This window comes from Actinomadura sp. RB99 (assembly GCF_014706005.1).
Taxonomy (GTDB): domain Bacteria; phylum Actinomycetota; class Actinomycetes; order Streptosporangiales; family Streptosporangiaceae; genus Spirillospora.
The window spans coordinates 20,699-42,398 of record NZ_JABMCA010000038.1 but is presented as its reverse complement, the minus strand read 5'-3'; the positions used below and the strand labels follow the sequence as shown (position 1 = coordinate 42,398).

22 protein-coding genes are annotated in these 21,700 nt (G+C 72.5%); 11 read left to right on the top strand and 11 right to left on the bottom strand.

The annotated features are described in order from the left end of the window. The 6 genes from atpA to amrb99_RS29150 all read left to right on the top strand — a co-directional run bounded on the left by atpA (window position 1) and on the right by amrb99_RS29150 (window position 6,670). Window positions 1–1,638, top strand: coding sequence for a F0F1 ATP synthase subunit alpha (gene atpA, locus amrb99_RS29175; protein ID WP_190862013.1), 1,638 nt, complete (start codon window positions 1–3; stop codon window positions 1,636–1,638). Window positions 1,639–1,643: 5 nt separating this feature from the next. Continuing rightward, entirely contained in the window at window positions 1,644–2,543 is a 900-nt protein-coding gene (locus tag amrb99_RS29170) for a F0F1 ATP synthase subunit gamma (protein ID WP_190862011.1), read from the top strand. A 1-nt stretch (window position 2,544) separates the two neighbouring features. Beyond that, window positions 2,545–3,975: a F0F1 ATP synthase subunit beta gene (gene atpD, locus amrb99_RS29165; RefSeq protein WP_190862009.1), complete on the top strand. Its 1,431-nt coding sequence runs from the start codon at window positions 2,545–2,547 to the stop codon at window positions 3,973–3,975. A 76-nt stretch (window positions 3,976–4,051) separates the two neighbouring features. Next, on the top strand, window positions 4,052–4,438 hold the full coding sequence (locus amrb99_RS29160; protein WP_190862007.1) for a F0F1 ATP synthase subunit epsilon: 387 nt from the start codon (window positions 4,052–4,054) through the stop codon (window positions 4,436–4,438). Window positions 4,439–4,467: 29 nt separating this feature from the next. After that, window positions 4,468–4,944, top strand: a complete 477-nt coding sequence (locus amrb99_RS29155) for a DUF2550 domain-containing protein (protein ID WP_190862005.1) — start codon at window positions 4,468–4,470, stop codon at window positions 4,942–4,944. Between the two features lie 154 nt (window positions 4,945–5,098). Beyond that, window positions 5,099–6,670 (top strand): M20/M25/M40 family metallo-hydrolase, encoded by a 1,572-nt coding sequence (locus amrb99_RS29150; protein ID WP_347256913.1) that lies wholly within the window; start codon window positions 5,099–5,101, stop codon window positions 6,668–6,670. A gap of 28 nt (window positions 6,671–6,698) precedes the next feature. On the opposite strand, the gene amrb99_RS29145 is transcribed toward amrb99_RS29150, so the two are convergent. Beyond that, the gene (locus tag amrb99_RS29145; protein WP_190862001.1) at window positions 6,699–7,637 is read right to left on the bottom strand and encodes a DUF4097 family beta strand repeat-containing protein; all 939 of its coding nucleotides are present in this window, start codon (window positions 7,635–7,637) and stop codon (window positions 6,699–6,701) included. A gap of 134 nt (window positions 7,638–7,771) precedes the next feature. After that, on the bottom strand, window positions 7,772–8,413 hold the full coding sequence (locus amrb99_RS29140; RefSeq protein ID WP_190861999.1) for a cob(I)yrinic acid a,c-diamide adenosyltransferase: 642 nt from the start codon (window positions 8,411–8,413) through the stop codon (window positions 7,772–7,774). Between the two features lie 95 nt (window positions 8,414–8,508). Between amrb99_RS29140 and amrb99_RS53350 the strand changes: the two genes are divergently transcribed. Then, entirely contained in the window at window positions 8,509–10,098 is a 1,590-nt protein-coding gene (locus amrb99_RS53350; RefSeq protein WP_190861997.1) for a GMC family oxidoreductase N-terminal domain-containing protein, read from the top strand. 30 nt (window positions 10,099–10,128) lie between these two features. Here the strand turns inward: amrb99_RS53350 and amrb99_RS29130 are convergent, their stop codons facing one another. Next, window positions 10,129–10,698: a TetR family transcriptional regulator gene (locus amrb99_RS29130; RefSeq protein ID WP_241756040.1), complete on the bottom strand. Its 570-nt coding sequence runs from the start codon at window positions 10,696–10,698 to the stop codon at window positions 10,129–10,131. An 82-nt stretch (window positions 10,699–10,780) separates the two neighbouring features. Here amrb99_RS29130 and amrb99_RS29125 point away from each other — a divergent pair, with 82 nt between their 5' ends. Further along, window positions 10,781–11,737, top strand: a complete 957-nt coding sequence (locus amrb99_RS29125; RefSeq protein WP_190861993.1) for a zinc-binding dehydrogenase — start codon at window positions 10,781–10,783, stop codon at window positions 11,735–11,737. A gap of 547 nt (window positions 11,738–12,284) precedes the next feature. Here the strand turns inward: amrb99_RS29125 and amrb99_RS29120 are convergent. Then, a complete protein-coding gene (locus amrb99_RS29120; protein WP_190861990.1) occupies window positions 12,285–12,839 on the bottom strand; it encodes a TetR/AcrR family transcriptional regulator in 555 nt (184 codons plus the stop codon). A 71-nt stretch (window positions 12,840–12,910) separates the two neighbouring features. Here amrb99_RS29120 and amrb99_RS29115 point away from each other — a divergent pair, with 71 nt between their 5' ends. Further along, entirely contained in the window at window positions 12,911–13,591 is a 681-nt protein-coding gene (locus tag amrb99_RS29115) for an SDR family oxidoreductase (RefSeq protein WP_190861988.1), read from the top strand. A gap of 100 nt (window positions 13,592–13,691) precedes the next feature. Here amrb99_RS29115 and amrb99_RS29110 read toward each other — a convergent pair whose 3' ends face one another. The 3 genes from amrb99_RS29110 to amrb99_RS29100 form a co-directional block, all read right to left on the bottom strand. Further along, a complete protein-coding gene (locus amrb99_RS29110) occupies window positions 13,692–15,191 on the bottom strand; it encodes an aldehyde dehydrogenase family protein (protein ID WP_190861986.1) in 1,500 nt (499 codons plus the stop codon). Window positions 15,192–15,297: 106 nt separating this feature from the next. Continuing rightward, entirely contained in the window at window positions 15,298–16,653 is a 1,356-nt protein-coding gene (locus amrb99_RS29105; RefSeq protein ID WP_190861984.1) for a carotenoid oxygenase family protein, read from the bottom strand. Window positions 16,654–16,715: 62 nt separating this feature from the next. Then, entirely contained in the window at window positions 16,716–17,303 is a 588-nt protein-coding gene (locus amrb99_RS29100; protein ID WP_190861982.1) for a hypothetical protein, read from the bottom strand. Between the two features lie 100 nt (window positions 17,304–17,403). On the opposite strand from amrb99_RS29100, the gene amrb99_RS29095 reads away from it, so the two are divergent. Beyond that, window positions 17,404–17,997 (top strand): PadR family transcriptional regulator, encoded by a 594-nt coding sequence (locus amrb99_RS29095; protein ID WP_190861980.1) that lies wholly within the window; start codon window positions 17,404–17,406, stop codon window positions 17,995–17,997. Between the two features lie 93 nt (window positions 17,998–18,090). Here the strand turns inward: amrb99_RS29095 and amrb99_RS29090 are convergent, their stop codons facing one another. Then, window positions 18,091–18,900, bottom strand: coding sequence for an NAD(P)H-binding protein (locus amrb99_RS29090; RefSeq protein ID WP_190861977.1), 810 nt, complete (start codon window positions 18,898–18,900; stop codon window positions 18,091–18,093). Window positions 18,901–19,009: 109 nt separating this feature from the next. Here amrb99_RS29090 and amrb99_RS29085 point away from each other — a divergent pair, with 109 nt between their 5' ends. Further along, window positions 19,010–19,705: a TetR family transcriptional regulator gene (locus amrb99_RS29085; protein ID WP_347256912.1), complete on the top strand. Its 696-nt coding sequence runs from the start codon at window positions 19,010–19,012 to the stop codon at window positions 19,703–19,705. 2 nt (window positions 19,706–19,707) lie between these two features. Here the strand turns inward: amrb99_RS29085 and amrb99_RS29080 are convergent, their stop codons facing one another. The 3 genes from amrb99_RS29080 to amrb99_RS29070 all read right to left on the bottom strand — a co-directional run bounded on the left by amrb99_RS29080 (window position 19,708) and on the right by amrb99_RS29070 (window position 21,608). Next, on the bottom strand, window positions 19,708–20,457 hold the full coding sequence (locus amrb99_RS29080) for a site-2 protease family protein (protein WP_347256911.1): 750 nt from the start codon (window positions 20,455–20,457) through the stop codon (window positions 19,708–19,710). Between the two features lie 116 nt (window positions 20,458–20,573). Further along, window positions 20,574–21,158, bottom strand: a complete 585-nt coding sequence (locus amrb99_RS29075) for a TetR/AcrR family transcriptional regulator (protein ID WP_151546027.1) — start codon at window positions 21,156–21,158, stop codon at window positions 20,574–20,576. A gap of 45 nt (window positions 21,159–21,203) precedes the next feature. Beyond that, window positions 21,204–21,608 (bottom strand): DUF3224 domain-containing protein, encoded by a 405-nt coding sequence (locus amrb99_RS29070; RefSeq protein ID WP_151546028.1) that lies wholly within the window; start codon window positions 21,606–21,608, stop codon window positions 21,204–21,206. Between the last annotated feature and the right edge of the window lie 92 nt (window positions 21,609–21,700).

Below are 21,700 nucleotides of genomic sequence, written 5' to 3'. Positions count from 1 at the left end.
ATGGCGGAGCTGACGATCCGTCCGGATGAGATCCGGAACGCGCTGGAGCGCTTCGTCCAGTCGTACGAGCCCGAGGCCGCCGCGCGCGAAGAGGTCGGCACCGTCGTCGATTCCGGCGACGGTATCGCCCACGTCGAGGGCCTGCCCTCGGCGATGGCCAACGAACTCCTCGAGTTCGAGGACGGTACCCGTGGCCTGGCTCTGAACCTGGACGTGCGCGAGATCGGCGCCGTGGTGCTGGGTGACTTCAGCAAGATCGAGGAGGGCCAGAAGGTCCGCCGCACCGGAGAGGTCCTCTCGGCCCCGGTCGGCGACGGCTTCCTCGGCCGCGTCGTGGACGCGCTGGGCAACCCGCTGGACGGCAAGGGCCCGATCGAGAGCACCGAGCGGCGGGCGCTGGAGCTGCAGGCCCCGACCGTCGTGCAGCGGCAGTCGGTCAAGGAGCCGCTGCAGACCGGCATCAAGGCCATCGACGCGATGACCCCGATCGGCCGCGGCCAGCGCCAGCTGATCATCGGTGACCGGCAGACCGGCAAGACCACGGTCTGCGTGGACACGATCATCAACCAGAAGGAAGCCTGGGACTCGGGCGACCCGGCCAAGCAGGTCCGCTGCGTGTACGTCGCGGTCGGCCAGAAGGGCTCCACGATCGCCAACGTGCGGCGGTCGCTGGAGGAGGCCGGTGCGCTGGAGTACACCACGATCGTGGCGGCCCCGGCGTCCGAGCCGGCGGGCTACAAGTACATCGCCCCCTACACCGGGTCGGCGATCGGGCAGCACTGGATGTACCAGGGCAAGCACGTCCTGATCGTGTTCGACGACCTGTCGAAGCAGGCCGAGGCCTACCGCGCGGTGTCGCTGCTGCTGCGCCGCCCGCCGGGCCGCGAGGCCTACCCCGGCGACGTCTTCTACCTGCACTCCCGCCTGCTGGAGCGCTGCGCGAAGCTGTCGGACGACCTGGGCGGCGGCTCGATGACCGGCCTGCCGATCATCGAGACCAAGGGCAACGACGTCTCGGCGTACATCCCGACGAACGTCATCTCGATCACCGACGGGCAGTGCTTCCTGGAGACCGACCTGTTCAACCAGGGCGTCCGGCCGGCGATCAACGTCGGTATCTCGGTGTCCCGGGTCGGCGGCTCGGCGCAGATCAAGGCGATGCGCAAGGTCGCCGGCACGCTGCGCCTGGCGCTGTCGCAGTTCCGCGACCTGGAGGCGTTCGCCGCCTTCGCGTCGGACCTGGACGCGGCGTCGCGCGCGCAGCTGGAGCGCGGCGCGCGCCTGGTCGAGCTGCTGAAGCAGCCGCAGGGCTCGCCGTTCCCGGTCGAGCAGGAGGTCATCTCGGTGTGGGCGGGCACGTCCGGTGAGCTGGACGAGGTCCCGGTCGCCGACGTCCGCCGCTTCGAGCGCGAGTTCCTCGACTACGTGGAGCGCGAGGACGCCGGCCTGCTGACCTCGATCCGGGAGACCGGGCAGCTGTCCGACGACGACCTCACCAGCCTCAAGAGCACCATCACGGAGTTCAAGAAGGGCTTCCAGACCAGCGAGGGCGACCTGCTGGGCGCGGATGAGCCCGTCGAGGCGATCGAGGACGAGGCCGTCGAGCAGGAGACGATCACCCGCGTCAAGAAGGGCTGACGGCCATGGCCGCACAGCTTCGTCAACTCCGGCAGCAGATCAAGACGGTCAAGTCGACCGCCAAGATCACGCGTGCCCAGGAGATGATCGCCACGTCGCGGATCGTCAAGGCCCAGCAGGCGGTGGCGGCCTCCAAGCCGTACGCCGACCGGATCACGCAGGCCTTGTCCGCGCTGGTGAGCCACCGTGTCGGGATCGACCACCCGCTGCTGCACGAGCAGCCGACCGACAACCGCAGCGCGGTGCTGATCATCACCTCGGACCGCGGTTTCTGCGGCGCCTACAACGCCAACGTCATCCGCGAGGCCGAGTCGCTGATCACCGCGCTGCGCGAGCAGGGCCGCGAGCCGGTCCCGTACGTCATCGGCAACAAGGGCATCAACTGGTACCGGTTCCGGGGCCGGGAGCTCGCCGAGACCTGGCACGGGTTCAGCGACCGGCCCGACTTCGCCAGTGCCGAGCGGATCGGGCGGCGGCTGACGGAGGACTTCCTGAAGACCGACGCCGAGGGCGGGGTCGGGGAGATCCACGTCGTCTACACCGAGTTCGTGTCGATGCTGACGCAGAAGGTGCAGGTCCGGCGGCTGATGCCGCTGGAGGTCACCGAGGGCGACGGCGACGGGCAGGTCCTGCCGACCTACGAGTTCGAGCCGTCCGCGCAGGCGGCGCTCGACCTCCTGCTGCCCAACTACGTCGAGAGCCGCATCTTCCACATGCTGCTGCAGTCGGCGGCGTCGTTCCAGGCGTCGGTGCGGCGGGCGATGAAGTCGGCGACCGACAATGCCAATGATCTGCTCGGGGTCTACACGCGCCAGATGAACCAGGCGCGGCAGGCCGCGATCACCCAGGAAATCAGCGAGATCGTCGGTGGCGCTGACGCGCTCGCCGAGTCTGGCGGGGAGTGAAATGACTGCACAGGTAGAGACGGCGACCGCGACCGGGCGCGTCGCACGCGTCATCGGCCCGGTCGTCGACGTGGAGTTCCCCGCCGACGCCATCCCGGACATCTACAACGCGCTGCACGCCCGGATCACGCTGGGCGGCGAGGAGAAGACCCTGACCTTCGAGGTCGCCCAGCACCTGGGCGACAACATGATCAGGGCGATCTCGATGCAGCCGACGGACGGCCTGGTCCGCGGCGCGCCGGTGGTCGACACCGGCGAGTCCGTCGCGGTGCCGGTCGGCGACGTCACCAAGGGCCACGTGTGGAACGCCCTCGGCGAGGCGCTGGACGCCCCGACCGCGTCGCTGGAGATCACCGAGCGCTGGCCGATCCACCGCAAGGCCCCGGCGTTCGACCAGCTGGAGTCGAAGACGGAGATGCTGGAGACCGGCATCAAGGTCATCGACCTGCTGTGCCCGTACGTCAAGGGCGGCAAGATCGGCCTGTTCGGCGGCGCGGGTGTGGGCAAGACCGTCCTCATCCAGGAGATGATCCGCCGCGTCGCCCGCAACTTCGGCGGCACCTCGGTGTTCGCCGGCGTGGGCGAGCGCACCCGTGAGGGCAACGACCTCTGGGTGGAGATGGACGAGGCGGACGTCCTCAAGGACACCGCGCTGGTGTTCGGGCAGATGGACGAGCCGCCGGGCACCCGGCTGCGCGTCGCGCTGTCCGCGCTGACGATGGCGGAGTACTTCCGCGACGTCCAGAACCAGGACGTGCTGCTGTTCATCGACAACATCTTCCGGTTCACGCAGGCCGGTTCGGAGGTCTCCACGCTGCTCGGGCGCATGCCGTCCGCGGTGGGGTACCAGCCGACGCTGGCCGACGAGATGGGCGTGCTGCAGGAGCGGATCACCTCGACGCGCGGTCACTCGATCACCTCGATGCAGGCGATCTACGTGCCCGCCGACGACATCACCGACCCGGCGCCGCACACCACGTTCGCGCACCTGGACGCGACGACCACGCTGGCGCGGAGCATCTCCGAGAAGGGCATCTTCCCGGCGGTGGACCCGCTCGACTCCACCTCGCGGATCATGGACCCGCAGATCCTGGGGAACGAGCACTACGCGGTCGCCCAGGAGGTCATCCGGATCCTGCAGAAGTACAAGGAGCTGCAGGACATCATCGCGATCCTCGGTATCGACGAGCTCTCCGAGGAGGACAAGGTCACCGTCAAGCGGGCGCGGCGCATCGAGCGCTTCCTGTCGCACCCGATGTACGTGGCCGAGCAGTTCACCGGCCAGCCCGGTGTGACGGTGCCGAAGGACGAGACGATCGCCTCGTTCAAGGCGCTGGCGGAGGGCAAGTACGACCACCTGCCCGAGCAGGCGTTCTTCATGTGCGGCGGCATCGAGGACGTCGAGAAGAAGGCCAAGGAGCTGGAGAAGTAGTCCGCTCCGGCGGGGCGCCCGGACCGCTCGTCCGGGCGCCCCGCCGGAACCGCTCCAGTATTCGGAGGATTGAGACGTGGCAACCCTGAAGGTCGGGCTGGTGTCGCCGGAGCGCGAGATCTGGTCCGGCGAGGCCAAGATGGTGGTCGCGCAGACCATCGAGGGCTCGCTCGGCATCCTGCCGGGCCACGCCCCGGTGCTGGGCGTGCTGCTGGACGGCAGCGTGGTGACCATCGAGCCGGCCGACGGCGGCGAGCGGGTCAGCGCGATGGTCGGCAGCGGGTTCTTCTCCGTCGCGGGCGACGAGGTCGCGATCCTGGCGGAGCAGGCCGAGATGGGCGAGGAGATCGACGTCCAGCATGCGCGGCAGGCGCTGGAGGACGCGATGGCCGGCGGCGGCGAGGACGCGACGCCGGAGCGGCGGGCCCGGGCGCGGCTGCGCGCGGCGGGCATAGAGGTCTAGTTTTCAGCGCGAGCGAACGGCGGGGGGACTTGGGCGGGCACCTGGCACTTGACGCGGGCGGGGTGCTCGCCGGGCTGGTCCTGGTGGCCGCGCTCGTGTTCGTGGTGATGGCCGTGCGCCGCTGGCTGTTCGTCCGCGGCGGCGGCGCGGTCGAGTGCAGCCTGCGCACGCTGCCCGCGGAGACCGCCGGCCCGGAGGCCGCTCCGGGGGTGTGGCGCCTCGGTATCGGCCGGTACCGGGGCGACGAGCTGCACTGGCACCGCGTGTTCGGTTTCCGGAGAAGGCCCCGGCAGGTGATCCACCGCCGGGGCCTCGTCGTGTCCAACCGGCGGGCGCCGGGGCCCGACGAGGCGGACGGCCTGCTGCCGGACGTCAGCGTGATCGAGGTGCGGGACGGCGCGCACGTGATGGAGCTGGCGATGGGCGCGGCGGCGCTGACCGGGTTCCTGGCGTGGCTGGAGGCGGCGCCGCCCGGCTTCCCGGTGGAGGTGCACCCGCCGGAGTGACCCGGGCGGCGCGACGCCGGGCGTGTCGGCTTGCGCAGGGTAAGGCGGCGGTATCGATACGGCCTGGTCCGCTCGGTGATCCTTGAGGCGGGCGGGTCGCGGGTTCATGATCGTCCCTGGTCAGAGCTCCGTTCCCGTCTCCGCAGGAGTGCACGTGCGCAAGCTGCTCACCGGCGCCGCCGTGGCGCTGTCCGCCGCCATCCCGGGCGCGCTGGCCGCCGTCGGGCCGGGTGCGCAGGCGGAACCGTCCCGGCCTGTGCCCGCGCCCACGACCTCGCGGGCGCCCGCGCCGGCGGCGCAGGCGCGGCCCGATCTGGCGAAGCTGGTCACGTTGAAGGACGTCCAGCGGCACCTGTCCGCGTTCCAGGAGATCGCCGACTACAACGGCGGGAACCGCGCGGTCGGCGGGCAGGGGTTCGGGGTCTCCGTCCGGTACGTCGTGGGGCGGCTGAAGAAGGCCGGGTTCGCGCCGAGGGTGCAGCGGTTCACGTTCCCGTACTGGCGGGAGCGGACGGCTCCGGTGCTGGCGCGCGTGGCGCCGTCCAAGGGGTCCTACAAGGTGGGGACGGACTTCCTGACGTTCGCCTACTCGGGCGTGGGCCAGGTGACGGCCCCGGTGGCGGCGGTGGACCTGCCGTCGTCGGGCGAGGGGACGAGCGGCTGCGAGAGCGGCGACTTCGCGGGCTTCCGCAAGGGCTCGATCGCGCTGATGCAGCGCGGGACGTGCGCGTTCGCGACGAAGGTCGCCAAGGCGAGGGCCGCGGGCGCCGCCGCCGCGATCATCTTCAACAAGCCGGGCGAGAAGGGCCCGGTGAACGGGACGGTGGAGAGGCTCGCGCCGATCCCGGTCGTGGGCCCGTCCTACCAGGCGGGGTCCGAACTGGCGAAGGCCGCGAAGAAGGGCGGCCTGAGGATGCGGGTGAAGGTCGACGCCGCGCACGGGAAGCGGTCGGCGAGCAACGTCGTCGCCGACACGCGGCGCGGCCGGGCCGGCAACGTCGTGCTGGTCGGCGCGCACCTCGACAGCGTCCCGGCGGGCCCCGGCATCAACGACAACGCGACGGGCGCGGCGGCGCTGCTGGCCGTCGCGGAGAAGATCGGCAAGCTGGGCGGCAGGGACGTGCGGAACCGGGTGCGGTTCGCCTGGTGGGGCGCCGAGGAGGAGGGCCTCGTCGGGTCCACGCACTACGTGCGGTCGCTCAGCGCCACCGAGCGCGGCCGGATCGCGCTGGCCCTGAACTTCGACATGCTCGGCTCGCCGAACGGCACCCGCGCCGTCTACGACGGCGACCACTCCGGGCGCCTCGGCACCGTCCCGCCCGCCGGGTCCGGCGCGATCGAGAAGGTCTTCCGCGACTACTTCGCCGGACGGCACCTGCCGGTGACGCAGACGGCGTTCGACGGCCGGTCGGACTACGGGCCGTTCGTCGCGAAGGGCATCCCGGCCGGCGGCATCGAGACGGGCGCGGAGGGCGTGAAGACCGCGGCGGAGGCCAAGGCGTACGGCGGGAGGCCCGGCAAGGCGTACGACCCGTGCTACCACGCCAAGTGCGACCGGATGAAGAACGTCGATCTCAAGCTGCTCGACACCAACGTGGACGGCGTCGCGTACGCGACGCAGCGGTTCGCCGCCAGCACGCTGCCGGTGAACGGGGAGGCGCGCGTCGAGGCGCTGCCGGCGGCCCCGTACCGTCCCGAATGGCAGGGGCCCTACCTGGTCCGGTGAGCGCCGCTGGCGGCGGCGCGGGGCCGGCTCAGGCGGGCTTGATCGAGATGGCGCCCGCGTTGGTCGTGACCGTGACGTGCCGGGGCGCCGCCGAGTCCTGGTGGACGCCGGGGTCGATCCGCTTGCCGCCGGTGTCGGTGGACAGCGTGATCGCGTAGGGCCGGTCGGCGGGCAGCCGCAGCCGGACGGAGCCGGTGTCGGTGGTGGCCCGGACGCTGCTCGGCGCCGCGGCCAGGGCGACCGCGACGGTCCCGGCGTTGGTCTCGACGGCCAGCCGGTCGGCGGTGAGGCCGTCGGCCCGCAGCGCGCCCGTGTCGGTGCGCACCTCGGCGGAGGCGATGCGGCCGCCCAGCCGGACCTCGCCGCCGCCGGTCCGGGCCGTCAGCCGGTCGGCCGTCAGGCCGGTCGCGGTGATCGACCCGGTGTCGGCGCGGAGGTCGGCGGTGGCGGCGCGGCCCGACACCCGCACGTTGCCCGACCCCGCGCGGAGGGTCGCCGTGGAGGTGCGCAGGTCGGTCGCGGTGACCGCGCCGGTGTCCCCGTGGAGCCTCACCGCGCCGGCCAGGCCGGTGACGCGGATCGAGCCGGAGCCGCCGTGCACCTCGACGGCCGTGGCGCGCGGCACCCGGATCTCGTAGGAGATCCGGCACGGGTTGGAGCCGATCACGCTGTGCCCGCACCTCGCGGACAGCGACAGCGTCCGCCCGCCGACGTCGTGCCGCGGCTGCGGCTTGTTGCGCCCGTTGGACCAGCGCAGATGCTCGGTGACCGTGATGCCGGGGGAGTCGGAGGCGGTGATCCGCACCGCCCCGTCGCCCGGCGACACCTTGAGCGCGCCGACGCCGTCCGGCGCGGTGTAGGTGCGGTCCTCGGTGTGGCGGCTGAAGCTGAGCCCGCATCCCGCCAGCGCCCCGCCCGCCAGCACCGCCGAGCCGGCCAGCACCGCCGCGCCTGCCAGTGTCCTCACGTCGCGTCTCTCCCCGCCGCTCGCCCTGCACCCCGTCATGCGACAGCCTGCCGGACCGGGGGCCGGGCCGACAGGAGGCGGGCAGGCGTCCCGGGGGTGGGGCTAACCCCACCCCGTCCGGCGGCGCGCGCGGGTCAGCGCTCGCCGCCCGGCTTCCACAGCACGTCGCCGTGCTCGGCGTTCGCGACGCGGCACAGGATGAACAGCAGGTCCGACAGCCGGTTGAGGTACTTGGCGGTCAGCGGGTTGACGCCCCGGTCGGCGGCGTCCGGGGCGGTGCCGCCCGATTCGCCGACGGGGGCGGCGCCGTGCGCCTCCAGCGCGGCCCACGCGGACCGCTCGGCGCGCCGCGTCACCGTCCGCGCCACGTGCAACAGCGCGGCGCCGGGGCTGCCGCCGGGCAGGATGAAGCTGCGCAGCGCCGGCAGGTCGGCGTTGTACTCGTCGCACGCCGCCTCGAGCCGTTCGATGTAGGACGGGTCGACGCGCAGCGGCGGGTACTCGGGGTCGGCCACCACCGGCGCGCACAGGTCGGCGCCCACGTCGAACATGTCGTTCTGGACGCGGACCAGCAGCGCCTTCAGCCCGTCGGGCAGGCCGCCGAGGGCGAGGGCCACGCCGATCGCGGCGTTGGCCTCCTCCACGTCGGCGTAGGCGGCCAGGCGGGGGTCGGTCTTGCTCGTCCGGGACGCGTCGCCGAGCGCGGTGCTGCCGTCGTCGCCGGTCCGGGTGTAGATCCGCGAGAGGACGACGGGGGTCTCCCTGTTCTTCGCCATGGCCGTCACACTAGCGCCGGGCCGTGCGGGCGGCGCCGCCCGGCGGCCCCGGACGGCCCGATGACGTCGGAAAACCGTTCGGTAGTGTTCGTCGCGTGTACGACTACGTGATCGTCGGTGCGGGCAGCGCCGGCTGCGTGCTGGCCGCCCGGCTGTCGCAGGACCCGTCGGCGAAGGTCCTGCTGCTGGAGGCCGGGCCGCCCGACGACGCGCCGGAGATCCGCATCCCGGCGGCGGTCGCGAGCCTGATCAAGGGCCCGTACGACTGGGACTACACGACCGTCCCGCAGGAGCACGCCGCCGGGCGCGCGGTGTACTGGCCGCGCGGCCGCACCCTCGGCGGCAGCTCGTCCACCAACGCGATGATCTACATTCGCGGGAGCCGGCACGACTACGACACCTGGTGCGACGCGTACGGCTGCGACGGCTGGGGCTACGAGGACCTGCTGCCCTACTTCCGCCGCGCCGAGGACCAGCAGCGCATCGCGACCCCGTACCACGGCACCGGCGGCCCGCTCCGCGTCGAGGACCTGCGCTACAAGCACCCGCTGACGCAGGCGTGGGTGCGGTCGGCGATGGCGTTCGGGCTGGCCGCGAACCCCGACTTCAACGGCGCCGACCAGGACGGCGTCGGGTTCTACCAGGTCACGCAGCGGCGCGGGCGGCGCTGGTCGGCCGCCGACGGCTACCTGCGCCCGGCGCTGCGGCGCCCCAACCTCACCGTCGTCACCGACGCGCTCGCCACCCGCGTCCTGATCGAGAACGGGCGGGCGGCCGGGGTCCGGTACGAGGCGCGCGGCGAGACCGTCGAGGCGCGCGCCTCGACGGAGGTGATCCTGTCCGGCGGCGCGGTGAACACCCCGCAACTGCTGATGCTGTCGGGCGTCGGCCCCGCCGGGCACCTGCGCGCGCACGGCATCGACGTCGTCGCCGACTCCCCGGTCGGCCAGGGACTGCAGGACCACCCGTTCGTGAACGTCATGTTCGCGACCCCGCGCACCAAGGCGCTGTGGGAGCTGGCGAACGCCCGCTCGCTGGCGCTCCACGCCGCCCTCGCGCGCGGGCCGTACGCGTCCAACCTCGCCGAGGCGGGCGGGTTCGTCCGGACGGCCGGCGGCCTGCCCGCGCCGGACCTGCAGTACCACGTGCTGCCGACCCCGTTCCTGGACCAGGGACTCGTCGAGCCGTCCCAGCGGCTGCTGTCGGTGCTGGTCACGGCCATCGCCGTGGCGAGCCGCGGGTCGCTGACGCTGCGGTCCGCCAGCCCGTACGCCAAGCCGCTGATCGACCCCGCCTACCTCGCCGACAAGGCCGACCTGGACGTCCTGGTCGCGGGCGTCCGGCAGGCCCGCGAGATCGCCGCGGTCGGGCCGCTCGCCCATCTGGCCGGCGGCGAGTACGCGCCGGGCGAGGGCGTCCAGACCGACGAGGAGATCGCCGCGTTCGTCCGCCGCGAGTGCGCGACGCTCTTCCACCCGACGAGCACTTGCGCGATGGGCGGCTCGGACGGCGCGGTCTGCGACCCCGAGCTGCGCGTCCGCGGCGTCGACGGGCTGCGCGTCGTGGACGCCTCCGTCATGCCGTCGGTGCCGCGCGGCAACACCAACGCCCCCACCATCGCGATCGCCGAGCGCGCCGCCGACCTCATCCGGGGCCGCACCCCGCTCCGCCCCGCCAACCGCTGACCAGCTCGAACCCCGGAGGGGCCGCGGCGGTCAGGACGGGTCGGCGCCCGCCCCGCGGAGCAGGGCGCCCGCCATCTCGCCGGTCCGCGCGGCGATCTCTGCCGCGGGCATGGCCCGGTCGTGCTCCAGCCACCAGGTGATCGACTGGACGAACATCGCGCCGAGCACGGTCGGCACCAGGCCGTCCGCGGACGCCCGCGCGGACGGCCCGGCGCCGGAGAGGTGCTCGGTGACCATGGCGGCGAGCGAGGCGCGCATCCGGTCGGCGAACCACGGGCTGCCCTTGCGGCCGAGCAGCGCGCCGTACAGCCGGTGGTATTCGCCGATGTGCTCGAAGAACGCGGTCCAGCGCTCGCGCGGCGGGCGCTCATCGCCGGCGACCTCCCCGAACAGCGCGGCCGTCGCCTCGTCGAAGACCTGCTCGACCAGGTGGTACTTGTCGCGGTAGTTGCGGTAGAACGCGGCCCGGCTGACCATCGCGCGCTCGGTGATCTCGCCGACGGTGACCCGTTCGAGGCCGCGCTCGCCGATCAGGTCGATCAGCGCCTCGCGGAGCAGGGTGCGCGTCCGCCGCACCCGCAGGTCCTCTTTACGGGGCAATTTCCGGCTCCTGTCTCGGCTGGGACGGATCGCCCGGTCTGAACCTTGTGGACAGATCCTCCCATACGAGACACATTGTCTCATGAAAGCCATCAAGGTCCGCGCCTTCGGCGCACCCGACGTCCTGCGCCTCGAAGAGGTCCCCGACCCCGTCCGCGCGGCGAGCCGGGTGTTGATCTCCGTCGACTACTCGGCCGTGCTGTTCGGCGATGTCATCGTCCGTTCGGGCCGCCACCCGTTCCCGCTGCCGTACGTTCCTGGCATCGAGGTCGCGGGGCGCGTCGTCGAGGCCGACGACCCGTCCCTCGTCGACCGCCGCGTGGTCGCCACCACCCCGCAGAACAGGGGCGGCTACGCCGAGCTCGCCGTCGCCGAGGAGAGCGGCGTCTTCGCGGTTCCCGACGCCCTGGACCTCCGGACGGCCCTCACCGCCTTCCAGGCCGGCGCCGTCGCGCTCGAACTGCTCGCCGGGACCGGTGTCGAGGCGGGCGAGACGGTCCTGGTCACCGCCGCCGCAGGACGCGTCGGGTCGCTGCTCGTCCAGCTCGCCGCGGCGGCCGGGGCGCGGGTCGTGGCCGCCGCGCACGGGGAGGCGAAGCTCGCGGCCGCCGCCGGTTTCGGCGCGGACCTCACCGTCGACTACGGCGAGGAGGGCTGGGCGGACGAGGTGGTCGAGGCGACCGGCGGCGGAGTGGACGTGGTCCTCGACGCGGTGGGCGGCGCGACGGCGGCGCGGGCCATGGACGCGGCCGCCACGGGACGGGGCCGGATCGGGATCTACGGCTTCACGTCGGGGGAGTGGGCGCCGCTGGACGCACGGGTGATCGGCGCCCGCGGGCTCACGGTCGTCGGCGCGCTCGGGATCGCGTTCGCCAAGCCGCCGGCCGAGCAGCGCGCCGCCGCTGAGCGGGCGCTGGAGGCCGCCGCGTCCGGCGAGCTGAGTCCCCGCGTGCACGCCGAGTTCTTCCTGGACGAGGCGGCCCGCGCGCACACGGTCTTGGAGGCCCGGGAGAACATCGGCGCCGTCCTGCTGAAATGAGCCGGTCGGGAACGACCCGGTGAACGGAGAACGCCCCCGTCGGATGACGGGGGCGTTGGCGGCTCGGGTCGCTGTGCGGGCTTCACCGCTTGAGCGCCTTGGCGAGGCGGGCGCGGCGCGCCTGCCGGGCCTCGGCCCGCAGCCTGCGCGCCCGGTCCTCTCCGGCGATCTTCATGAACTCGTAGCTGATCATGGTCGGCTCCCTTCGTCGTCGTCGTGCGGTTCCGTCAGGTCGGGTCGTGCTTCAGCGCTTGAGCGCCTTGGCGAGCCGGGCGCGACGGGCATTGCGCGCCTCGGCCTGCCGCTCGCGTACGCGGTCGGCGATGATGACCCGGCTGATGTCCGTGCTGTACATGTCCTGCTCCTTGTTCCTGCCGGGCCCTCTTGGCCCGACATGTACAAGGTTCGTCCTAAGGCCCCGGGGCCTACATCGGGACGACGCCCTATTCGCGCGCCTTAGGACGCCTTAGTTCCGGGCGCCTGAGGCTCAGGTGCCTTAGAGGGCGGCGTAGGCGGTGCCGGACGCCTTAGGCGGACGGGTCTGACCTCAGGAAACGGCGCGGACGAGGAGGTCGGTGAGGGCCTGCCCGGCGGACTCGTCCAGGGGCGCGTGGTCGAGCATGAGCCGGTACCACAGCACGCCGTAGACGACGTCCATCAGCAGTTCGGGGTCGGTGCCGGCGGCGATCTCGCCGCGCTCGGCGGCGCGGTCGAGGATGCCGCGGAGCGCGGCGCGGCGGGCGAACAGGAACCGGTCGCGGAACGCGCGGGCGAACGCCGGGTCGAGGAGCGCCTCGGCCATCAGGCCGATGAGGACGGGGCGCTGGCCGCGCTCCCGGAACGTCGCGGCGAGGAACTCGGCGAGGTCGCCGGGGAGGGAGCCGGTGTCCGGGACCGTGATGCGCTCGTCGGCGAGCTCCACCAGGCCGTCCAGGACGACGTCGGCCTTGGACGGCCACCAGCGGTAGATCGTCTGCTTGCCGACGCCGGCGGCGGCGGCGATGCCCTGCATGGTGAGGGCGGCGTAGCCGTGCTCCTGGAGCCCCTCCATCGCGGCGTCGAGGATCGCGCGCCGTGCCGTCTCGCTGCGTGGCCGTCCCATGCGGGGCAGTTTACAAGACGCGGCGTCTCGATTTAATATCGAGACGTCACGTCTTGAAATGGAGGCGCGGAATGCGCGTTGTGATCATGGGTGGGACCTCCGGCATCGGGCTGGCGGCCGCGGAACTGCTGGCGGCGCGGGACGCCGAGGTGATCGTCACCGGCCGGGACCCGGCGAAGTTCGCCGCGGTGAAGTCCGCGACCGCGGAACGGGTCGACGGCACCGACGAGGAGGCGGTCGCCGCGTTCTTCGAGCGGACCGGCGAGATCGACCACCTGGTGCTCGCCTTCAGCCCCGGCGCCGTCGGCATGGGCCCGATCGGGCAGGCGCGGCTGGCCGACGTCCGCGCCGCGTTCGACGGGAAGCTGTTCCCGTATCTGTCGGCGATCCAGCACGCGAAGGTGACCGGGTCGATCACCTTCGTGTCGGCGGCGTCCGCCCGCGCGGCGCTGCCGGGGACGGCGGCGCTCGCCGCGGTGAACGGAGCGATCGAGCGGATCGTGTCGCCGCTGGCCGCCGAGCTGTCGCCGGTCCGGGTGAACGCGGTCTCGCCCGGCGTCGTGGACACCCCGTGGTGGTCGTTCCTGCCGGACGAGCACCGGGAGGCGCAGTTCGCCGAGGCCGCGGGCGGCCTCGCGGTCAAGCGGGTCGGCACCGCCGAGGACGTCGCCGAGGCGATCGCCTACCTCGTCGGCGCGACCTATGTGACCGGCACGATCCTGCCCGTGGACGGCGGCTTCACCGTCGCCTGAACCGCCGCGCCGGTGCGGCGCCCGCACCTGGCGGGCGCCGCTCGGGGCGCTGTGTGGCGGGCGCCGCTTGCGGTCCCGCGTCGCGGGCGCCGCCCGTGCCTCAGCGCTTGTAGCGGCGGCCGTGGATCATGTTGATCAGGCCGAGGACGCGCGCCATCTCCTTCTCCGTGCGGCCGAACGACGTCAGGTTCATGGTGGCGAACCGCTGCCGGGTGATGGCCTTCGGGCGGGCGAACTCGCGCAGCCCGTCCGCGCCGTGGATGCGGCCGAAGCCGGACTCGCCGACGCCGCCGAACGGCAGCGCCGCGACCTGCGCGAACGCGGCGAACGCGTTGATGGACGTCATGCCCGAGCGCATCCGGCGGGCGGCGTCCATCGCCCGGGACCTGCTGCCGGAGAAGATCGTCCCGGCGAGGCCGTAGCTGGTCCGGTTGGCCTTCTCGACCGCCTCGTCCAGGTCCTTGACCCGGTGGACGGTGATGGTCGGGCCGAACGTCTCCTCGCAGACGGCGGACGAGTCGTCCGGCACGTCGGTGAGCACGACCGGCTCGACGTAGGGCTTGCGGACCGACTCGGCGCCGCCGACGACGGCCTTGCCGCCCTTGGCGAGGGCGTCCTTGATGTGGCGCTCGATGACGTCGAGCTGGCCCGGCATGGTGATCGGGCCGTAGGCGGCCTCGCGGTCGAAGCCGGGCCGCAGCTCCTTCGCCTTCTCGGTGATCTTGCCGAGGAAGCGGTCGTAGACGTCGTCCAGCACGTAGATCCGCTCGACGCCGATGCAGGTCTGGCCGGCGTTGGACATCGCGCCCCACAGCGCGGCGTCGGCGGCGGCGTCCAGGTCGGCGTCGGAGTCGACGATGCAGGCGTCCTTGCCGCCGCACTCGGCGACGATCGGGGTGAGGTTCTCGGCGCAGGCGGCCATCACCCGCTTCGCGGTGCGGCCGGAGCCGGTGAAGGCGATCTTGTCGACGTCCGGGGACGAGGCGAGCGCGGCGCCGGTCGGGCCGAGGCCGGTGACGACCTGCAGCACCGGGTGCTCGGGGACGACGCCCTCGACCAGCTCGGCCAGCAGCAGCCCGACGCCGGGGGTGAACTCCGACGGCTTGAAGACGACCGCGTTGCCGGCGGCGAGCGCGTAGGCGATCGAGCCCATCGGGGTGAAGATCGGGTAGTTCCACGGGCCGATCACACCGACCACGCCGAGCGGCTGGTACTCCAGCTCGCAGCGCTGGTTGATGGCCATGAGGCCGGGATAGACGGTGCGCGGGCCGAGGACCTTGCGCGCCTTGCGGGCCGCCCAGTCCAGGTGGGAGATCGCCATGATCGTCTCCAGCTGGGCGTCCTGCACCGGCTTGCCGGTCTCCTGGTGGATGACCTCCGCCATCCGGTTGAGGTTGCGGGTGAGCGCCCCCTTGACGTTCAGCAGCCGGAGGCGGCGCTCCTTCCAGCCGAGGGCGCGCCACCAGCCGGCCGCCTCGCGGGCCCGCTCGAGCGCCTGCGCGACGGCGGCGGCGTCGTGCACGGGGTGCTCGCCGACGACCTCGCCGGTGGCCGGGTTCAGGGACGCGAACGTCTCGGTGCTCTCCGTGGCCACGGACATGCGGAACCTCCCGAGAGGAGCCTGGTAAGTGGTTACTTGCACTTGTGTACTCGCTAGTAAATCACTCTAGGCGGCCGGGTGTCCCCGCCCGGCGGTCCGTACCCGCTCAGGCGTCCGGGATCCAGCTGCCGTGGAAGCCCGCCGGCACCCGGCGGGGGAGCCGCACGCTCGCCGTCCGCGACAGGTCGGCCGCGTCCAGGACGACGAGTTCGGCGCTGGACGGCCCGGAGACGATCGACATCAGCCAGCCCTCGTCCTCCCCGCGCGCCCCCTCGGCGGGGACGAAGACCGCCTCGCCGACCGACGCGTCCTCCCCGAACTCCCGCACGGACGAGGAGCCGTCCCGCAGGTCGTGCTTCACGACGGCGCTGCCCCCGGCGACCGTGTAGAGGAAGCGGTGACGGCGCCCGGTCCGGGCGTCGTCGTGGGTCGGGAACTCCACGTTCCGGTCGTCGAGCCGCTCCTCGACGGCGCGTCCCGTGGCGGGGTCCAGGGTCCAGCGGTACAGGTGCGCGCTCCCGGAGCGCGCCGCATCCCGCGCCGGATCCCGCGCCGGGTTCACCGAGCCGCCGATCTCCTTCCAGAACGCGGCGAAGTCCTCGGGCCGGTACCGGACGCCGTCCAGCACGATCCGTCCGGCGGCGTCCTCGTGGGCGTTGCCGACGTGGAAGACATAGCAGGGGTCGATGCCGAACCAGCGCACGTCGCCGGGCGCGTCCCGCCGCATGACACCGAGCCGGGCGCCGTAGGCGTCGTCCCAGCGGAACGGCATGCCCCGGCCGCCCAGCGCCAGTTCCAGGTCGAACACGACGGGGAGGTCCAGCCAGACCACGTGGTGCTCGGTGATCGCGAAGTCGTGCATCATCGTCGGTCCCGGGACCTCGATCTCGTGGCTCTCCACCACCCGCGATCCGTCCGCCGACAGCCGGTGGTACGTCAGGTACGGCGGGAGCACGCCGTAGCCGAAGAACAGCAGCTCGCCGGTCACCGGATCCTGCTTGGGATGCGCGGTCATCGCGGTGGTGAGCGTCCCGCCGAAGTCGCACGGCCCGACCGTCCCGGCGTCCGGCGTCATCTCGTACGGGAAGCCGATCTCGACCAGCGCGAGGATCCTGCCGCCGTGCGGGACGACGTGGGTGTTGGCGGGGACGGCCGTGAAGTCGAGCGTCCCGTCGTCCGCGGCGAACCGGGCGTCCTCGTCGAGGAACGTCCTGGTCCGCACCCACCGGTTCCGGTACCACTCGGCGCGCCCGTCGCGGAGCCGCACGCCGTGGATCATTCCGGGCCCGGTGAACCAGTGACCGCTCGGCCTGCCCGGCAGCGGGTTCGGGCCGTTGCGGAAGTACCGTCCGGTCAGCTCGGGAGGGAGCGTTCCGGTGACCTCCAGGCCGGTGGCGTCGATCTCGTCCGGGACCGGGGCGAGGGCGCCCTCCAGCCAGCCGGCGTTCCGCGTCGTCTCCATGCGCTGTCCTCCGCTGAGCCGTTCGAGGGGGCTTTACCTGGGCGTTCCCGGTGCGGCGGCGCTCAGCGGACGGCTTCGCGGTCGATGCCGTGGCGGGCGAAGTACCGCTTCTGCGCGATCTCGGGGTAGCGGGCGGTGAAGACGATCGGGACGGTGAATCCGGCGATCTTCACGGCGACGAGCAGAGCGGTGTCGTCCGGCGCGGCGTGCTGCACGTAGGCCAGGACGAGCGCCATGACCGTGAAGCTGACGGCCCAGACGATCGCGATGACCGTGGTGATGCGCTTGAACAGGTCCGTCGCGGCGATCTCGGCGCTGACGTCGCGGCGGCCGACGCCCTCGGTGAACGGCCGTCCGGCGAGGAGCGTGCCCCAGGCGGTGAGCGCGAGCCAGCCGATCGCCAGGGACGCGCCGTAGTCCAGAAGGGACGAGTCCGGGGCGGCGAAGGAGAGCGCGGTCAGCAGCGCCATGAAGACGATGGTCGACAGTTCGAGGATCAGCGAGTCGAGCCGGTGGCCCCTGCGCAGGTCCTGGGCGAGGAGGACGAGGGCCGCCGCCAGGCCGGCCGCCGCGCCGGCCTGGTCGCTCCAGCCGCTCACCACGGCGAGCAGGATCCAGGGGAGGAAGGTCCGGAGGTAGTAGAGCAGCATGGCGCGAGCCTCTCGTCGGGAGCGACATTCCAACTTCGACATGTCAGAAGCTAGATGTGTCACAATCGACATGTCAACAGCGACGTGTCACAATCGAGCCATGAGCCTGCGACACGCGCTGCTGGGGCTGCTCGCCGAGATGGACGGCGCCAGCGGATACGACCTGCTGAAGGTGTTCGAGATCTCGCTCGGGACGGTCTGGCAGGCGACCCAGAGCCAGCTCTACGGCGAGCTCGGCAAGCTCACCGACGGCGGCCTGATCGAGGTGTCCGCCGAGGGGCCGCGCGGCCGCAAGGAGTACGCGATCACCGGCGCGGGCCGGGACGAGCTGCACCACTGGATGGTGGACACCGACCCGAGGCCGAACCGCCGCGACGAGGTGATGCTGCGGGTCTTCTTCCTCGACCAGATCGCGCCTGAGGAGGCCGTCGCCTACATGGACCGGATGATCGACGCCCTCTCCGGCCGGCTCGACGACCTCGCCCGGCTCGAGGAGATCGTCCCGTGGGAGGAGGAGGGCGGCCTCACCGGCAACGGCCGGCTGACCATGGAGTACGGCAAGCGCTTCATGGCCATGCGCCGCGACTGGTTCGTCTGGGCGCGCGAGCAGTACAAGGAGCGCCGCCCTGCCGGGGTGCCGGACCCCGCGGTGCCGTCCGATAGTGCCGGGGGATCCGGGCCGGCGGGGGGCTGACAAGCGTACGGCCGGGCAAGGCGGGGGCCTGCCCGGCCGTTATCCGTCCTGCCCTCCGCTTTCGGGCGGAGGGCGGGACTCAGTGCGCGGCCGTCAGAAGTGGTCCGCGGCCCATTCGGCGAACGTCCGGGCGGGACGTCCGGTGATGCGCTCGACCTCCGGCGAGATCTCCGGCTCCCGGTCCACCGCCTCGGCGCGCACCCGCAGCAGCGCGTCCACGATCCCCTCGCGCATGTAGGGGCGGCTCAGCATCTCCTCCCGCGCCTGCTCGGGGGAGATCTCCTCGAACCGGGCCGGGACGCCGGCGGCGGCGCCGATGATCTCGACCATCTCCGGATGCGTGAGCGCCTCGGGCCCGCTGAGCACCGGCTTCGCGCCGACGAGGCCGTCCGACAGCAGGGCCCGCGCGGCGACGGCGGCGATGTCGCGCTCGTGGATCGGCGTGCTGCGGGCCCGCGCGTACGGCTCGCGCACCGGCTCGCCGGCGCGGATCGCGTCCGCCCAGGCGAGCGCGTTGGTCGCGAACTCGCCGGGGCGCACGAACGTCCACTCCAGGCCGGTCGCCTCGATCGCGCGCTCGAACTCCAGGTGGTGGGCGCCGATCACGTTGCGCGGGTCGTCGTCGAGCGCGGCCGCCGACGACAGCATGACGACGCGCCGGACGCCGTGGTCGCGGGCGCGCTCCAGCACGTCGCCCAGGCCGTTCCAGAACACGGCGGGGTTGAGGAACATCGACGTGACGCCGTCCAGCGGCATCTCGTTGGTGCGGGCGACCTCCACCTCGCCGGGCAGCCGCGCGGTGGCGGGCTCGCGGGTCAGCGCGCGGACCTTCACGTCCGCGCAGAGCAGCTCGCCGACCACGTGGCGGCCGACGTTGCCGGTGGCTCCGGTGACAAGGATCATCGTTCGTTCTCTTTCCCTCGGGGGTGTCCCGCCCATCTTCAACCAAATGGATGAACTCGTCAACCAGCCGGATGTATGACGCCGTCAGCCGGGCGGTACGATGAACGGCGTGACGGAGGAGACGAGGCGGCCGCGGCGCGCGCCCGGCCCGGGCGAGCGCAAGCTGGACGCCGAGCGGTCCCGGCGGCTGCTCCTCGACGCGGCCCTGGACGAGTTCGCCGCCAAGGGCTACGCGGGCGCCCGCGTGCAGGACATCGCCGACCGCGCCGGCGTGAACAAACAGCTGATCAACTACTACTTCGGCGGCAAGGAGGGGCTGTACCGGGAGATCTCCGTCCACTGGCGCGAGACCGAGGCCCGGTTCAACGACCCGGACATCGGCCTGGACGAGGTGCTGATCCGCTACCTGCGGCACGCCCTCGACGACCCGCGCGGCACCCGGCTGAACGCCCTGCGCGGCCTCACCGGCACCTTCGACGGCGAACCGCCGATCGAGCGCGAGGACCTGTCGGAGCTGGTGCGGCGCCAGGCCGAGGGCGAGCTCGCCGACGACCTCGACCCGGCCGCGGTCATGCTCGTGATGATGGCCGTCGTCGCCGCGCCCGTCGTGCTGCCGCTCGCCGTCCACCGCGTCTTCGGCCTCAGCCCCGACTCACCCGAGTTCCAGGAGCACTACGCCGAACAGCTCCGGCGGATCGTCCGGCACCTCGCGGGCCGTCCCCGCGCGGAGGCCGGCGAGGGAACCGCCGCGGGCGGCACGCGCGGTGCCGACGATGCGGGCGGCGCCGGGGGCGCGGGGGACTAGCCTCAGCTCTGCCAGAACAGGAACAGCGAGTGGCCCATCTCGATCGAGATGGCGCCGATCCCCAGCGCGTCCGTGATGTGGTAGATCAGGTGGAAGAAGCCCCGGTTGATCGGCCCGATCCACAGCAGCGCGATCAGCACCAGGAAGGCGTAGCCGCCGTACCCGCTGATCTGGTCCACCAGGCGGCGCGGCAGGTACGGCTCGACGATCCCGAAGCCGTCCAGCCCCGGGATCGGCAGCAGGTTCAGCAGCGCCGCCGTGACCTGCAGGAACGCCAGGAACGCCAGCCCCAGCCAGAACACCGCGTGGCCCTGCGCCGCGAAGTTCTTGTAGATCACCGCGAGCATGATCGCGAAGATGGCGTTGGACAGCGGGCCCGCCGCCGACACCAGGCTGTGCCGCAGCCGGCCGGGGATGCGGTGCCGCTCGATCCACACCGCCCCGCCGGGCAGGCCGATCCCGCCGAGCAGGATGAACACCACCGGGATCAGGAAGCTCAGCAGCATGTCGGAGTACTTCAGCGGGTTCAGCGTCAGGTACCCCTTCGCCGCCACGCTCCGGTCGCCGGACCGGTAGGCGATGTAGGCGTGCCCGAACTCGTGCACGCACAGCGACAGCACCCACGCCGCGATCACGAAACCGAACAGCGAGACCCGCGCCCCCTTGGCCGGGTTGTCCCCGTACCGCCAGGTGAGCAGGCCGCAGATGACGGTCGCCGCCACGATCACGAGGAACACCGGGCTCGGCTGCACCGCCGAACGCCTCCGCCTCGTGAAATCCGCAACCATCGCCCCGACCCCTTCCGGTCCGCGCCGTCGATTCCTTGCAAGCTACCGTCTCGTACGTGCGGACACGCCCCCGCGCCCGATCAGAGCCCCGCGATCCCCGGCACCACGTACGTGCGCAGGAAGCGGCGCAGGTCGTCCGGCTCCCGCTCCCGGTCCATCACGATCAGCGACGTGATGATCCGGAACAGGAACTCCACCGTTCCCTCGACCTCGATGTCGGGACGCAGCGTCCGCTGCCGCTGCGCCTGCTCGAAATAGGGCCGCACATAGTCGCAGCACAGCGCCAGGACGTGCTCCGCCGCGCCCGCCACCGCCGCCTGCATGTGCCCCGCCGCCTCCGGCACCAGGAAATGCGCGATCGTCGGTTCGTTGCGGACGTACTCGACGGCGTCCATCGTCCCCTCGACGATCGCTTCCGGCACCGACCGCTCGCGCCGCAGCCGCACCGCCAGCCGGTCCAGGAAGCGGTGCAGGTCCCGCACGACCACCGCGAGGATCAGCTCGTCCCGCCCGCCGCTGACCGCCCGGTACACCGTCGCCCGCGACAGCTTCGCCGCGGCGGCGATGTCCTCCACCGTGGTCTTCGCCACGCCGAACCGGGAGAAGCACGCCTCGGCGGCGTCGATGATCCGCTCGCGCGTCGCGTCGGTACTGACCGGGGGCATGGCCGAAACATTACCGGCAGGCGCGGCGCCGCTACGTCCCGCGCGTCAGTCCAGCGTGTACTCCAGCGACCAGGTGTGCCCGCCGTCGGTGACGGTGATCTGCCCGACGCCGCGGATGCCCGCCAGCTCCCCGGTCCCGGACGTCGGCACGATCAGCCAGCGCAGCCACTGGGTGCCGGGCGTGCCGTCCTCGGTGCCCGCGCTGTGCTGCAGCACGAACGTGCCCTCCCGGCCGTGCAGGATCCCCTGCACGTGCTCGATCCCCACGTACGCCACCGGCCCGGCCGCCGACTCCACCGTGATCAGCTCGGTGGTGCTGGTGCCGACCAGGTCCCCGTGGAACGTCTTGCGGACGTGGACCCGCGTCAGCTTGTTGCCGCCCTGCTCGTCATAGGGCTTCTCGGCTTCCCACGCGTCGATGTCGAAAGCGCCGCTCGCTTGGAAGGTCATGCCCGCCATGATGCCCGCCACCACCGACAGCGTGCGAGCCCCGCTGACCGGTGACCTGCCGAAGCTCCTAGGGGGAGAGGGGGCGGTCGGCC

Bases quoted from the DNA above. Each gene is read 5' to 3' on its own strand.
- amrb99_RS29100 (WP_190861982.1), bottom strand. From the start codon at position 17,303: ATGCTGCTCTACTACCTCCGGACCTTCCTCCCCTGGATCCTGCTCGCC.
- amrb99_RS29070 (WP_151546028.1), bottom strand. From the start codon at position 21,608: ATGACCTTCCAAGCGAGCGGCGCTTTCGACATCGACGCGTGGGAAGCC.
- atpD (WP_190862009.1), top strand. From the start codon at position 2,545: ATGACTGCACAGGTAGAGACGGCGACCGCGACCGGGCGCGTCGCACGC.
- amrb99_RS29125 (WP_190861993.1), top strand. From the start codon at position 10,781: ATGAAAGCCATCAAGGTCCGCGCCTTCGGCGCACCCGACGTCCTGCGC.
- amrb99_RS29120 (WP_190861990.1), bottom strand. From the start codon at position 12,839: ATGGGACGGCCACGCAGCGAGACGGCACGGCGCGCGATCCTCGACGCC.
- amrb99_RS29105 (WP_190861984.1), bottom strand. From the start codon at position 16,653: ATGGAGACGACGCGGAACGCCGGCTGGCTGGAGGGCGCCCTCGCCCCG.
- amrb99_RS29090 (WP_190861977.1), bottom strand. From the start codon at position 18,900: ATGATCCTTGTCACCGGAGCCACCGGCAACGTCGGCCGCCACGTGGTC.
- amrb99_RS29140 (WP_190861999.1), bottom strand. From the start codon at position 8,413: ATGGCGAAGAACAGGGAGACCCCCGTCGTCCTCTCGCGGATCTACACC.
- amrb99_RS29170 (WP_190862011.1), top strand. From the start codon at position 1,644: ATGGCCGCACAGCTTCGTCAACTCCGGCAGCAGATCAAGACGGTCAAG.
- amrb99_RS29115 (WP_190861988.1), top strand. From the start codon at position 12,911: ATGCGCGTTGTGATCATGGGTGGGACCTCCGGCATCGGGCTGGCGGCC.
- amrb99_RS29095 (WP_190861980.1), top strand. From the start codon at position 17,404: ATGAGCCTGCGACACGCGCTGCTGGGGCTGCTCGCCGAGATGGACGGC.
- amrb99_RS29110 (WP_190861986.1), bottom strand. From the start codon at position 15,191: ATGTCCGTGGCCACGGAGAGCACCGAGACGTTCGCGTCCCTGAACCCG.
- atpA (WP_190862013.1), top strand. From the start codon at position 1: ATGGCGGAGCTGACGATCCGTCCGGATGAGATCCGGAACGCGCTGGAG.
- amrb99_RS29075 (WP_151546027.1), bottom strand. From the start codon at position 21,158: ATGCCCCCGGTCAGTACCGACGCGACGCGCGAGCGGATCATCGACGCC.